General features: G+C 71.0%; 12 protein-coding genes. 7 read left to right on the top strand and 5 right to left on the bottom strand.

Annotated features, from left to right (window positions below; all coding sequences use genetic code 11):
• Positions 1–342 precede the first annotated feature (342 nt).
• Together R9X44_RS05560 and R9X44_RS05555 are read left to right on the top strand one after the other, a co-directional pair.
• Positions 343–555, top strand: coding sequence for a hypothetical protein (locus R9X44_RS05560; protein ID WP_319812885.1), 213 nt, complete (start codon positions 343–345; stop codon positions 553–555).
• Between the two features lie 129 nt (positions 556–684).
• Positions 685–1,593: a hypothetical protein gene (locus R9X44_RS05555; RefSeq protein WP_319812884.1), complete on the top strand. Its 909-nt coding sequence runs from the start codon at positions 685–687 to the stop codon at positions 1,591–1,593.
• Between the two features lie 4 nt (positions 1,594–1,597).
• Here R9X44_RS05555 and R9X44_RS05550 read toward each other — a convergent pair whose 3' ends face one another.
• The 3 genes from R9X44_RS05550 to R9X44_RS05540 form a co-directional block, all read right to left on the bottom strand.
• On the bottom strand, positions 1,598–2,455 hold the full coding sequence (locus R9X44_RS05550) for an acyl-CoA thioesterase (RefSeq protein WP_319812883.1): 858 nt from the start codon (positions 2,453–2,455) through the stop codon (positions 1,598–1,600).
• Between the two features lie 123 nt (positions 2,456–2,578).
• Entirely contained in the window at positions 2,579–3,979 is a 1,401-nt protein-coding gene (locus R9X44_RS05545) for an amidohydrolase family protein (protein ID WP_319812882.1), read from the bottom strand.
• A gap of 37 nt (positions 3,980–4,016) precedes the next feature.
• A complete protein-coding gene (locus R9X44_RS05540) occupies positions 4,017–5,234 on the bottom strand; it encodes a CoA transferase (RefSeq protein ID WP_319812881.1) in 1,218 nt (405 codons plus the stop codon).
• A 112-nt stretch (positions 5,235–5,346) separates the two neighbouring features.
• Between R9X44_RS05540 and R9X44_RS05535 the strand changes: the two genes are divergently transcribed.
• The 3 genes from R9X44_RS05535 (at position 5,347) to R9X44_RS05525 (ending at position 9,162) form a co-directional block, all read left to right on the top strand.
• Positions 5,347–6,396 (top strand): enoyl-CoA hydratase/isomerase family protein, encoded by a 1,050-nt coding sequence (locus tag R9X44_RS05535; RefSeq protein ID WP_319812880.1) that lies wholly within the window; start codon positions 5,347–5,349, stop codon positions 6,394–6,396.
• Between the two features lie 130 nt (positions 6,397–6,526).
• Positions 6,527–8,782 (top strand): ATP-binding protein, encoded by a 2,256-nt coding sequence (locus R9X44_RS05530; protein ID WP_319812879.1) that lies wholly within the window; start codon positions 6,527–6,529, stop codon positions 8,780–8,782.
• Positions 8,779–9,162: a roadblock/LC7 domain-containing protein gene (locus tag R9X44_RS05525; protein ID WP_319812878.1), complete on the top strand. Its 384-nt coding sequence runs from the start codon at positions 8,779–8,781 to the stop codon at positions 9,160–9,162. Before R9X44_RS05530 ends, R9X44_RS05525 begins: the two co-directional genes overlap by 4 nt.
• Positions 9,163–9,216: 54 nt before the next feature.
• Here the strand turns inward: R9X44_RS05525 and R9X44_RS05520 are convergent, their stop codons facing one another.
• Together R9X44_RS05520 and R9X44_RS05515 are read right to left on the bottom strand one after the other, a co-directional pair.
• A complete protein-coding gene (locus R9X44_RS05520) occupies positions 9,217–9,804 on the bottom strand; it encodes a helix-turn-helix domain-containing protein (protein WP_319812877.1) in 588 nt (195 codons plus the stop codon).
• 56 nt (positions 9,805–9,860) lie between these two features.
• On the bottom strand, positions 9,861–10,229 hold the full coding sequence (locus R9X44_RS05515; RefSeq protein WP_319812876.1) for a helix-turn-helix domain-containing protein: 369 nt from the start codon (positions 10,227–10,229) through the stop codon (positions 9,861–9,863).
• Positions 10,230–10,317: 88 nt separating this feature from the next.
• Here R9X44_RS05515 and R9X44_RS05510 point away from each other — a divergent pair, with 88 nt between their 5' ends.
• Positions 10,318–11,136 carry an SDR family oxidoreductase gene (locus R9X44_RS05510; RefSeq protein WP_319812875.1) on the top strand — a complete coding sequence of 273 codons (819 nt, stop codon included), beginning with the start codon at positions 10,318–10,320 and terminating at the stop codon, positions 11,134–11,136.
• Between the two features lie 1,117 nt (positions 11,137–12,253).
• Positions 12,254–12,769 (top strand): DUF6879 family protein, encoded by a 516-nt coding sequence (locus R9X44_RS05505; protein WP_319812874.1) that lies wholly within the window; start codon positions 12,254–12,256, stop codon positions 12,767–12,769.
• The last annotated feature ends 60 nt before the right edge of the window (positions 12,770–12,829 follow it).

Here is a 12,829-nt window from a genome sequence, read left to right as displayed (position 1 = left end):
CGTCCGCCGGACTGCGGACTCCACGGCCCTCTCACCGCCTCTCTGGAGCGCTGCCCGCGTGCCGCGGCGAGTCGGGCGGGGAACGCGGGCGCGCTCGGGGAGCGGGCGGGTCGGGCGGGGAGTGCGGGCGCTCGGGGAGTGGGTGGGTGAACTGGGTTCGGGTGGGGTGTCGGGGGGTTGTGGGACGGCAACGGGACGGGGGAGCGGTTGGGGTATTTGCGTGGTTTGTGGCAAATGCGGCTTATGTGGTGGTTTGGGTGGCTGTAATCGCTTGTGTGGATCACGGTGGGTCGTGTGACAGTGGAGTTGAAGGTCACTCCGAGTGATTTGAGGAGGCTTGTGATGAGTGCATCGCGCTCCGCTCGCGGGTTGGCTGTCGCGGGCGCGCTTGTGGGCGGGGTCCTCGTGGCCGCGCCCGCCACATCGGCGTCGGCTTCGACGGCCCCGACGTCCGGTGGTCCCTACTGGTGCTCCGACCGCTGGGGCGACACTTTCGACTGCGACTTCGACGAATGGTGGTACGGAGACCGCTGGGGCTACTGGCACGACTGGTGACGAGCCCCGTCCGGGAGACCGGTAGGACCCCTCCTCCGGGAGGGGTTTCTCGCTTTCCGCCCCCGAACCCGTGAGGACACGCCCGCGCGCGGGTGACGCGACCCCGTCCGGCGGCTTACGGTGCGACCTATGGGTTGGTTGAGCGAGACGGTGATCGAGAGCGCGGGCGGCTTCCTGTGGACGTCGGGAAGGGTGCTCGAACAGCGCAGGTTCGCCTACCTGTTCGGGTCGGGAACGGCGTCAGGGGTGCTCGCCGCACTCGACGCCTACGCCGACGAGGAGGGCGGCTACGCGTTCGGCCTCGACCCCGACATCCGGGGCCCCGAGGGCCAGCCGATCGCGGTCCCGTCGGCGCTGCGGGTGCTCGAGGAGATCGGGCAGGCGCGCGAGGAGCGGCTTGTCGCGCTGTGCGACTGGCTCGCCGAGCGGGCCGACCCCGACGGCGGCGTCCCGGCGGTCCTGCCGTCGCTGCGGCGGTATCCGCACCCGCCGTTCATGCCCGTCGCCGACGACCCCCGCGGTGATCTGCTCACCACGGGTCAGATCGCGGGCCCGCTGCTGCGCCACGGCGTCGAGCACCCGTGGCTGCGGAAGGCCGAGGCGTTCTGCCGGACGGCGATCGAGACGCTCAAGGAATCCCACCCGTACGAGGTCGGCGCGGCAGTCGCGTTCCTCGACGGCGCCTCCGACCGGGCGTGGGCGGAAGGCCAGGCCGCGCGGCTCGGCGAGCTCGTCAGGGAGCAGCGGATCGTGCTGCTCGACCCCGAGCGGCCCGAGGAGGCGCGGCTGTCGCCCGGCTACGGGCCGGGTGAGCTGCACATGCCGCACGACTACGCGGCGTTCCCCGGCAGCGTCGCCCGCGCGTGGTTCTCCGACGCCGAGATGGACCTGAGCCTTCGCCATCTTCAGGAGTCCCAGGAGGCTGACGGCGGATGGCCGATCCGTTGGGTGCAGTGGTCTTCGACGACGGCTTCCGAGGCACGTCCGGGCGTCACCCTTGCGGCCCTGCTGACGCTGCGCGCCTACGACGCCGTCTGACGCCTCACCTCACCGGACGGATAAGGCCCTCCTGCATGACGTTGCCAAGGAGCCGGTGAGAACGGTCGGACAAGGAGCCTCGGCAAAGCGCGCGCGCTCCACCCGCCCAGATGCCCTCCTGGTCGTAGAAGATCCAGTCGTCGGCGCGCGGGACCCCGTGCAGCCAGAGCGTGTGGTCGAGGCTGGCGAACTGGAGGCCGCCGCTGTCGAGGGTCGTGGCGTGCGGTGCGACCGAGCTGCTGAGCAGCAGAAGGTCCGACGCGTACGTGACCGCGCAGGCGTGCATGAGGGGGTCGTCGTCGGGAAGCGCCTCATGGGTGCGGAACCAGAACCGCTGGACGGCGGGGGCGCTTTCCCCGCGCAACGCCGCGAACCTGGGCAGTTCCTCCGCGAACCGGATCTCCAGTGGGCTGTTGCCGTGCACCCGCTCGAACCAGTCGCGCGTGGCCTTGTCGGCGGAGGCGAGCACCTCGTCGCCGGTGGGAAGGTCCTCGGGTTCCGGCCTGTCGGTCTTGGCGGGCTGGTGCGAGAAGCCCTCCTCGGGCCGGTGGAAGGACGCCGAGAGGTGGAAGATCGGCTTGCCGTGCTGGATCGCGACGGTGCGCCGCGTGGTGAAGCTGCCGCCGTCGCGGATGGGGTCCACCTGGTAGACGATCGGGATCGCAGGGTCGCCAGGCCGCAGGAAGTACGCGTGCAGGGAGTGGACGTGCCTGTCGGCCGGCACGGTGCGTCCGGCGGCCATGAGGGCCTGGGCGGCGACCTCGCCGCCGAAGATCCGCGTGTTGCGGGTCGGGGAGGCGGGACCTCGGAAGAGGAGGTCGTCGAGCCGCTCCAGATCGAGGATGTCCCGCAACGCGCCCACGTCGGCCCCCTTGCCGTCCTGCTTGTCCTGCCGGGTCGCGCCCCGAGCAAGACGTCGTGCTTACGCCTGCGACCTTAGCCAAGGGGTAAGTGGTGATTTGCCGTCGGGTGGATGTCGCCGGAATCAGCGCGCGCGCCGGCCGTCGAGGAATACCGCCTCGACCGGCGAGCGGGGGAGCCCGGCGAGGGCGTCGGCGAGCGGGGCGGCCAGGAGCACGAGATCGGCGGGCGCACCCGGTGTGACGCGGCGCGGGGGGCCGCCGGGGTCGTCGGAGGGCGCGAGGTAGGCGTTCAGGGCCGCGCGCGCCCCGATCCGCTCCGCCGCCCCCACGACCGCCCCGCGACGGGTCCGCCGCCGGACCGCCGCGTCCATGACCGCCCACGGATCGAGCGGCCCGTAGGGCGCGTCGCTCGACAGGGCGAGTGGGACGCCCGCGTCGAGCAGGGACGCGCAGCGGTAAAGGTCGCCGTGGTCAGCCGTAGGGATGTCGCGCAGGTAGTCGTCTCCCCGGTCGGCCAAGAAGCCGGGTTGTGTGACGACGCGTAGGCCGAGCCGTCGGATGGTGTCGAGAAGCTCCGACGGTACGAGCGCGGCGTGCTCGATCCGGTCGCCGCGCAGCGGACCCGCCGCCTCGACGGCCACCAGGAACAGCACAAGCGCCGCGTACGTGACGCAGTGGGCGGCGACAGGGCGTCCGGTCTGATGGGCGGCGGCGATACGCGCGGTTAGGCCGTCGAGTGACGGGAGCGCGGAGTCGGCGATGACGATCTTCTCGGGCCCGGACGTAAGACCCTCCGGCAGCGGACCTGCCGCGCCGAGCAGGCGCACCCGCTGCGGCAGCGCGCCGGACGCCCGTGCCCGCGCGAGCAGCGCGACGGCCTCGGGCGCGAGGTCGGGCGTCGCGTCGGTGACCGAGGTGACGCCCAGCGCGCTGAGCGCGGATCCGACCTCGGCGAGGCCCGTGCCGCCCTCGTCCGGCAGACGGGTGCGCAGCCATCCGTCCGCCCGCCAGAGCCGCCCGGTAGGTATGCCGCTCTCGTCCAGTTCGATCCCGGGATGTTCCCCGGACGCCACTTCCGCGGCGCGCACCGCGGCGGAGTTCAGCATCCACAGCGCGCCGCTGCGGTGCTGGAGCCGGACCGGCACGTCCGCGCGGAACCCGTCGAGCGCAGCGGCGTCGAGGTCGCCCGCGACGGTCTCGACGTACCCCACGCCCCGGACCCACCCGTCCGGTCCCGGCTCGGCCGCGCTGAGGGCCGCGCGGAGCGCCTCGGCGTCGGTCACCTCGGGCGGCCCGCACCCGACCGAGCGGCGGACTGCCGCGAGCGCGAGCAGGTGCACGTGGTGGTCGCACAGTCCGGGGATGAGGGCGCGGCCCTCGCATGCGAGCACTTCGTCGCCGTCAGACGGGAGCGCGTCCCCGACCTCGTGGACGACGCCGTCGCGCACCCGCACGTCGGCGCGCAGTCTTCCGTCGAGTTCGACGTCCCGCAGCAGCGTCCCGCGTACGCCCTTCCCACCCACGTCCTCACCCTACGGTGACGCCACGGGCCCGCCCGCGTCAGGGAAGGGCGATCCCCAGGGAGCCGAGGACGGAAGCGGTGTCCGCCCCCGAAGCAGAGGCCGCCACCCGTACGGCCTCCCTAGGCAGGGGAGCGGCTACGGGAACCGCCCCGTCCGGCGTCTCTACCACCCACCCCGAGCGCGCATGAACGGCCCGCGTGGAGATCCCGCTATCCGACTCCGGGACGGTGGCCGCCACCACGTCGGTCATGGACAGGTCCCACAGGACCCCGTCCCCGGAAGGCGGCTCCGACGCGGCAAGGACGGCGGCCGTAAGCCCGGTCAGAGGGTCGGCGAAGGCGTCCCCGACGAAGACGGGCCCCTCAGCGTCCCGCGCGACGAGCCCGGACGACGCCGCGACGTCGTCGCCGAAGCCGATCCTGTCCGAGCCGCGCCCGTGCGCGGTGATCGAGACCCATGTGGTGCCGGACGCCGCCGCGGCCTCCGCGTCGAGCCCCCAGCGGGCCAGCGCGCGCGGCCGCGACGCCTCGATGACGATGTCGGCGGCGGCCACCAGGGCGGCGAGCGCGCGTCGCCCCCCGGAGGTGTCCGGGTCGAGCACCACCGAGGCGTGGCCGGCGTGCAGGAGGTCGTAGAAGGTCGGGTTCCCCCGGCGCGCCCCGTCAGGCCGCGTCGGCGTCTCCACCTTCACCACGCGCGCTCCCGCGAGCCCCAGGAGGTTGGCGCACAGGGGTCCCGCCCACAGCGCGCTGAAGTCGACGACAAGGGTCCCCGCGACGGACCGGGGACGGCCGGGCAGGGGCGGCAGGGGAGTGCGCGGCCGCCGCACCGCGCCCGCGGCGACGCCCAGCAGCTCGGCACGTTCGTTGAGGTCCGCGCCGGTGTGGTCGCGCAGCCACCGCGCGGTAGCGGCCCAGACGTCTTCGCCGGGCTCGGCGAACGCCAAGGCGGCGAGCAGAGCGGGGTCGTCGGCACGCGCGCAGGAGACCGCCGCCCAGCCGTCCGCGCAGGGGAGGAGCCTGCAGCTCCCGCCTGCAGAGACGGCTCCGCGCCGTCCGAAGCCGGTGTAAGCGGCACGTTCGGACAGCAGCCGAGCCCCGTCCATCTCCACGCCGGTCGCCTCGGCGAACCGCCTTGCGAGCGCGTCAGCGGTCCACGCGCCTACGCCGGGCGGTACGAGCGGCGTCTCACGTCCCGTCAGGGCGACCACGCCACTGCGCGCCCAAGCCCCGGCCGCGCCTCCGACGCTCTCCACAGCCACCTCCCTGACCCCCGAGCCTTAGCGGGCGAGCCTAATCCCCGGCGCGGCCGATCCAGGGCAGGCGGCTAGACTCGCCCGCGGCGATGATCTTCATGCGGGAGGGGCCATGGTCGGCGCGGTCGTGTCCGTCGAGGAACTCGCCGACGGCGTGGCGCGCGCGGGGGCGATGGGCGAGGACGGGACGCCGGTCGCCCCGGTCGTCGGCGTCGTCCTCGACGGTCCACGCGAGCCGGGCGCGCTCGGCCGTGCCGTCGAACGCCTCGCCGCGCATGACGGCGTGCTCGTCGGCCTCACCGACAGCGCGACGCCTCCCGAGGCGGCCCGTGTGCTCGCCCCTTACCTCGACCTCACGCTCGCGCGTTCGGGACGTGCCCTTCCCCGCCCGTACGTCGGGGTGCCTGATCCCCGCGCCGAACTCGAACACCTCCAGCGTCAGGCGGAGGCCAACCCTCAGGCCGCCTTCACGCTCGGCGGGGTGCTGCGTGCGGGAGTCCGTCTTGACGTCGCGCAGGCGCTCGACCTTGAGTCGTTCGCCTACTCGACCCTGTTGTCCGGCCGTGAGTTCGCCGCGTGGCTGGCGACCAGAGGCGACGCCCTGCCTCCGGCGGAGGTCGCCGAGCCCGTCTTGCTCAGCAGAGACGGCGACAGCCTGCACATCACCCTGAACCGTCCAGAGCGGCGCAACGCCTACGGCCGCCAGGTACGCGACGCCCTGGTCGAGGCCCTCGCCGTCGCGGAGTTCGATCCGACGGTCCGCCGCGTCCTGCTCGACGGCGCGGGCCCGGTGTTCTCCGCGGGCGGCGACCTCGCCGAGTTCGGCACGGCCGCCGACCTGGCCCTCGCCCACTTCCTGCGGACGCGCGCGGGCGTGGCGCTGCCTTTGCACAGGCTGCGTGACCGCGTCACGGTCCGCGTCCACGGCACGTGCGTGGGCGCGGGCGTGGAGCTCCCCGCGTTCGCGGGCACGGTGGTGGCGTCGCCGGGGACGACGTTCCGGCTTCCCGAGGTCGCCATGGGCCTCATCCCCGGCGCGGGCGGCACGGTGAGCCTGCCGCGCCGCATCGGACGCTGGCGCACCCTGCACCTCGCCTTGGCGAACACCCCTCTGGACGCGGAAACGGCGTTGGCCTGGGGACTCGTAGACCGTCTCGGTTGACGCACAGCGTGATCTAAACTTGCTTTCGATTTAGTATTAAGTCCGGCAAAATGGTGGTCTGCCGACCGTCCGAGAACTACGTTGCCTCGTACGAGAATGACGCTTCCATCGGAGGAGGACGGGGTGCGAGGTGCGCGGTAGACGTTCGTCGGCGAAGGGCGGGAGCGGGCCCAGGGTCCTGCCCGTCAGCGGAAGACTCGCCATCCTGCTTGTGCTGCCGCTGGCCTCGCTGATCATCCTCTGGTCCTTCGCGGCGGTGACCACGCTGACCGCCGCGCTGACGAAGTTCGACTTCGACACCCAGTACGACAACATGGGCCTGCCGACCGCCGCGGTCATCGACGCGATGCAGAAGGAACGCGCGTCGGCCGCCGCCCACTCGCCGAAGTTCGGCGAGCAGGTCGCCTACACCGACGGCATCGTCCAGGCGTTCCGCGACTCGGCGTTCTCCGACGAGACGCAGGACGCGATGAACGACATGTCCCGCGCCCGCGTGAAGGCGCTCAACGACGTGCTCCTCGACCTCACCGCCCTGCGCGGCAAGGCTTCCGACGGCTCGGGCGCCGTCGAGATCATCGACGAGTACAGCCGCATCGTGGAGAACGTCTTCGAGGTGCTGTCCGGCATGGTCAGCGTTGACGACATGGACGCCTTCCGCAACAGCAACGCGGTCCTGCACGTGCTCTACTCGCACGACCTGATGCTGCGCGAGTCGGCCCTCATCGCCACCCTGCCCGAAGGCGGCAAGTTCGACTCGGTCCAGCGCGGCGCGTTCAACGGCTGGGCCGACAGCCGCGACAAGATGTTCCGCTTCGGCGCGGCGGGCCTCGACGACGACCTCCGGGCCAAACTCGACGAGTTCGCCAAGTCCCCCGAGTTCGCCGGATTCGTGACCTACGAGAAGAACATCCGGCTCAACGGCGTCAACGCGGGCAAGGCGAGCGTCACCGCCGCCCAGTGGAAGCAGGTCATCGCCAAGGTCGAGCCCGCCTGGTACCTGAACATGGGCGAGATCAGCACCATGCTCGACGACCGGATCGCACCCGTCGGCGACCAGATCATGCTCCGCTTCTACGCGGCCGGAGGCATCGGCCTCATCGCCGTGGTCGCGTCGGTGCTGCTGTCGGTGCGGTTCGCGCGCAGCATGACCGGCGACCTGCGGGTGCTGGAAAGCGCCGCGCACACCCTCGCCGACGAACGGCTGCCCGACGTCGTCGCCCGGCTGCGGGCCGGCGAGAACGTCGACACGTCCCTTGCAGAACAGCCGCTGCCGGGCGGCGCGCGGACCAAGGAGGTCGCGTCGGTCGCCGAGGCGTTCGCGACGGTCCAGCACACCGCCGTCGACGTCGCGATCGGCGAGGCGCGGCTGCGCCGCAGCATCGGCAGGGTCTTCGTGAACCTCTCCTGGCGCAGCCAGGGCCTTCTCCAGCGCCAGCTCCAGCTGCTCGACACCATGGAGCGCCGCGCATCCAGCCCCGAGGAGCTGGACGACCTGTTCAAACTCGATCACCTGACGACCCGCATGCGGCGGCACGCCGAGGGCCTGGTGATCCTGTCAGGGGAGCCGACCGTGCGTGCCTTCGACCATCCCGTCCCCATCGAGGACGTAGTCCGCGCCGCCATAGGCGAGGTGGAGGACTACACCCGCGTGGAGCCCGCGGTCTCGCGGTCGTCGTCCATCACCGGCGCGGTCGTCGCCGACGTCATCCACCTGCTCGCCGAGCTCATCGAGAACGCCACGGTGTTCTCCCCGCCCGGCACCGAGGTGCTGGTCAAGGCCGAGACCGTCGCGAACGGGCTCGCCGTGGAGATCATCGACCGCGGCCTCGGCCTCTACCCGGACCAGCTCGCGGAACTGAACCGCAGGCTGGCGGAACCGCCGGAGTTCGACCTCGCCGACTCCGACAGGCTCGGCCTGTTCGTCGTCGCGCGCCTCGCCGCGCGGCACAACATCCGGGTCGCCCTCCAGCCGTCGGCTTACGGAGGCACCACGGCGGTCGTCCTCATCCCGTCGTCTTTGACCGTCCAGGACGCGCCGTCCAGGCCCGCCGTAGACGCCGGACGTCCTACGCCGCAGCCCGCCCCGGCCGTCACGGCGGTCCCCGAACGGCGTCCCGCGCCGCTGCCCGCCCCCGCGCGCGCCGCCGACAACCGCTTCGAGCCGGACGCGACCCCCGAGCAGACCGGACGGCTTCCGCGCCGCCGCAAGCAGCAGAGCATGGCGCCGCAACTGCGCACGTCGACCACGCCGCCCCCGCCCGAGGACGACTTCGAGGAACCAGACCCCGAGTCAAGCCGCGCCCTCATGTCCTCGCTCCAGTACGGCTGGGCGCTCGGACGCGACGGGCAGGGCGACGACCCGACTGACGAACGGAAGAGACCGTGACCGGCGAACTCAACTGGCTGCTGGACGACCTGGTCGACCGGGTCGTCCCCGTCCACCACGCGCTCCTGCTGTCCCGCGACGGCCTGGTCATGGCCGCGTCCCGCAACATGTCAGCCGAGGACGCCCAGTTCCTCGCGGCGCTGTCGTCGGGCTTCCACAGCCTCGCGCGCGGCGCGGCCGAGCACTACTCGGCCGAGCGGGTCAACCAGGCGGTCATCGAGCTCGACGACAGGCTCTTCTTCGTCCTGCCCGCCGGGACGGGCACCTGCCTGGCCGTCCTCGCCGACGCGGGCCCCCAGGCCGCCCAGGTGGCCTACGAGATGGCGCTCCTGATCAAGCGCGTCAGCCGTCACCTCACGGCCGCGGCCCGCACGACCTGAGCCCTGCCCCTGAGCCCGCGCCGCCCGACCCGGGAGGCGCGGGCTCAGGCGCGCTCAGGGGCGGACGGCGATGCCCTGGAGGACGTGCTCGAGGAAGCGGGGGCTGCCGTCGCGGTCGGACGACGCGTTCTCCCGCACCCACGCTGCGCCGCTGAGCAGGTCGAACAGCTCCTCGGGCGCGAGGTCGCGACGTACCGCGCCCGCGTCTTGGGCGTCGGTGAGCAGCCGCGCGCCCGCCGCGTGCATGGCGGCGCACATGGCGTGCGACGGCGTCCCCTCGTCGTACATGCTGCGCGCGAGGATCCCGACGAGGCCGCGGAAGGTACTGAAATGCCGGACCGCGAGAGCCATCCACTCGGTTAGGGCCCCCAAGGGCTCCTGCTCCTTCTGCAACCTCTCTGCGGCCTCTACGAGCAAGACGAGCCCGTCACGCGTAGCGGCCTCCACCAACGTCGCCCGTGTGGGGAAGTGCCTGTACAGCGTGCCTATCGCGACCTGTGCGCGGGCCGCTATGTCCTCAAGGGAAGCCTCAGCCCCCTCGGCCTCGAACGCCTTGCGCGCGACCGCGAGGATCGCGTCGTAATTCCGCTGCCCGTCCGCCCGTTTGGGCCGTCGCGCGATGTAAGGCTCCGCCTCAGACACGACCGCTCCCTCCGCCCCCCAACCTGAGGGCCTCTCACCATCATAGGCAGCGCCGGTCAGGCCCTCGCGTCGTAGGACTGACGGGACCGCTCGACGTCGCCGAGGCTCGGCGACCAGTCCGCCAGCGCCGCGAACACCGGCGCGAGACTGCGGCCGAGCTCGCTGATCTCGTACTCCACCCTGGGCGGCACGCCCGGATGGTAGGTGCGCACGACGAGCCCGTCGCGCTCGAGCCTGCGCAGCCGCTCGGTCAGCACCTTCGGGGTGATCGTGGTGATGCGGCGTTCCAGCTCCACGAACCTGTGCCTGCCGTGCGCGTGCAGCGTCCACAGGATCGGGGTCGTCCAGCGGCTGAAGACCACGTCGACCACGGGCGCGATCGGACATGCCTGCTCCGGCGCGACCTCGGATGTGCTCTCGATCACGTTCCCCGTACTTTCCTCTAGGTACCTACTATCACTCGGATAGTAGCGTCGCCACGTACCCCCAAGGAACCGAGAACAAGGAGAAATCATGATCGTGGTGACGGGAGCGACCGGGAACGTCGGACGGCACCTGGTCCAGACGCTCGTCGAAGCCGGCGAGGACGTCACGGCCGTCTCGCGGCACGTCGCGGACGCGCCCGAGGGCGTGCGGCGCCACAAGGCCGACCTGACGTCGCCGGAGACCCTGCGGCCCGCGCTACGCGACGCCGAAGCGCTGTTCCTGCTGACCTCCGCCGACTTCATGGCCCACGGCGACATGAACGCCGTCATGGACGTCGTGCGGGCGAGCGGCGTCGGGCGGGTCGTGCTGCTGTCGTCGCAGGGCGTGGGCACCGGCCGCCACCCCTCCGACCTCGAGGACGCCGTCAAGGACTCGGGGCTGGAATGGACGATGCTGCGGCCCGGCAACTTCGCGTCCAACGCCTTCCAGTGGGCCGAGTCCATCCGCGCCTCGCGCACGGCCCTCGCCCCCTTCGGCGACGTCGCGCTGCCCACCATCGACCCCCTCGACATCGCCGAGGCCGCCGCCGTCGTCCTACGCGAACCCGGCCACGCCGGAGCCGCCTACACCCTGACGGGCCCCACCCCGATCACCCCCCGCGAGCAGGTAGCCGCCATAGCTGACGCCCTAGGTGACCCCATCCACTTCATCGAAGAAACCCCAGAAGCCGCCCGCACCCGAATGCTCACCTTCATGCCACCCCCCGTAGTAACCGCCACCCTCGCCGTCCTAGGCTCCCCCACCCCCACCGAACAAACCCCCACCCCCGACCTCACCCACCTCCTCACCCGCCCACCCCACCCCTTCACCACCTGGACCACCCACAACACCCAACCCTTCAAATAACCAAAAGCCGGTTTCCCCAAGGGAAACCGGCTCCCACACTTCCATACCCGCATGGGCGACACTGGGTCCAAACCAGTGACCTCTCCGGTGCGAACGAAGCGCACTCCGTCCTGGACAGTCGGCTTAGGTCGATCTACCAGTGGCTGAGTTGCGAGAAGGTCTCATCCGAGCTTCCGGATCCGGCTCCGTCCGACCACGTTGGCTCCCCGGACTGGCTCCCGTGGTGCCCTTCCAGGATTGCGGGAGCCACAACGGTCTGACCTGGGCGAACAGGCCCGAAGTGCCCCGGTGCGTCCAGCGCCGGGGCTTTTTTCTTTCCTCTTACTGGTTGGTCGCGCGCAGGCCGCGGTACTCGGCCCATGCTTCCGCGTCGGCGAGGACCACCTTGAGCCAGTCTTCGTCGGGCTTCCGCTGGCAGGCCCTGGAGTAGAAGCGGACGGTGGCCGTGACGGAGGGGTCGATGGCTCTCGGGGCGGCGTTCCGCCAGGCGGTGCAGGCGCTCGCGACTTCTTCGGCCTCGGCGGGGTGAAGGGATATCCGAGGAGTTGGAGGATGAGCATGCCGGGGACCGGTAGGGCGCTGATCCGGTTGAGGGTATCGACGATCAGGGGGAGGTCGTCTGAGCCGGGGCTGAGTCCAGGCTGCGGAAGTCCTCCAGCACTTCGAAGCCGAGGAGGAGCCAGTCGTCTTGCTCTGCTTGCCAGAGGATGGGTGGTGAGAACTCTTCGGCAGATTCGCTGACTTGGGGGTGTGGAAGCGAGGAATTTGACGATGTTTGCGCTCAAAGGGCGAACGGGCTCAGTGTCCGCACTTGACCTGCTCTGGATTGGTAAGTGAAGGCTTGATCAGCTACGTGGACGGAGGGGCGCAATAACATGCAAACTTCTGACGGCGGCGACAAGATGAGGCTTAGCTTCTACTGCAAAGATCCCGATTCCTCGGTCAAGCAAGACTGCCCGACGTTCTACCGGACCGACCGGGGGACGTGGGTGATCCAGGCTTGGGGCTTGGGGCCGGAGATCGAATCGCCGTTGGTGGCCCTCGCCGACAACGAGGTCTATTCGGAGGCTCCGGATCGTTTGGGACCTCTTCGCCCGGATGTAGGTGAAGGAGACCTATGGAATCGACATCGAGGGAGCGGCGTAACGCGCTCATCGCCGAAGCGCGGGACATCCGCAAGCTGGAGCTGCGCGACGGATACGGCATTGACGATCCTCTGTTCGAGGCGTGGCGCTCTGGGGACCAGGAGACCTTGGACCGCTTCGCCGCAGAGATCCGGGCGGAGATCGAGGCGGAGACCGAAGCCGGGGTGAAGACCCGCCGCATCAAGGTCGTGTCCGAGCCGCTGTCGGAGTATCACCGGTTCATCCTCGCGATCAGTGAGCCCCTGGTCGAGGCAGGGGAGGACATCCGGTGGCTGCCCAGGGCACGGGCATCGATGCTGCTCCTGCCGGGGAACGACTTCTTCGTCCTGGACGACAAGACCGTGATCTTCAACGTCCTCGGTGGGGACGACCAGCACGTCGATGTTCAGGTCTCGTCCGATCCCGAGATCGTCGACTTGTGCGTCGCGTCGTTCGAGGCGGCGTGGAAGCGGTCGATCCCGTACCACGAATACTTGCGTACCCTCTGACGGTGGGCCACGACGCTTCAGCAGCGGCGCGCAAAGCGTTCGTGCTCAGGCTCAGGACCT

This window comes from Actinocorallia sp. A-T 12471, from assembly GCF_033875155.1.
Classification (GTDB): domain Bacteria; phylum Actinomycetota; class Actinomycetes; order Streptosporangiales; family Streptosporangiaceae; genus Actinocorallia.
The sequence above is the reverse complement of the archived record's forward strand: the minus strand, read 5'-3'. Positions and strand labels throughout refer to the sequence as shown.

Excerpts from the sequence above, each read along its gene's own strand:
- R9X44_RS05535 (WP_319812880.1), top strand. The coding sequence starts at position 5,347 with ATGGTCGGCGCGGTCGTGTCCGTCGAGGAACTCGCCGACGGCGTGGCG.
- R9X44_RS05555 (WP_319812884.1), top strand. The coding sequence starts at position 685 with ATGGGTTGGTTGAGCGAGACGGTGATCGAGAGCGCGGGCGGCTTCCTG.
- R9X44_RS05560 (WP_319812885.1), top strand. The coding sequence starts at position 343 with ATGAGTGCATCGCGCTCCGCTCGCGGGTTGGCTGTCGCGGGCGCGCTT.
- R9X44_RS05510 (WP_319812875.1), top strand. The coding sequence starts at position 10,318 with ATGATCGTGGTGACGGGAGCGACCGGGAACGTCGGACGGCACCTGGTC.
- R9X44_RS05505 (WP_319812874.1), top strand. The coding sequence starts at position 12,254 with ATGGAATCGACATCGAGGGAGCGGCGTAACGCGCTCATCGCCGAAGCG.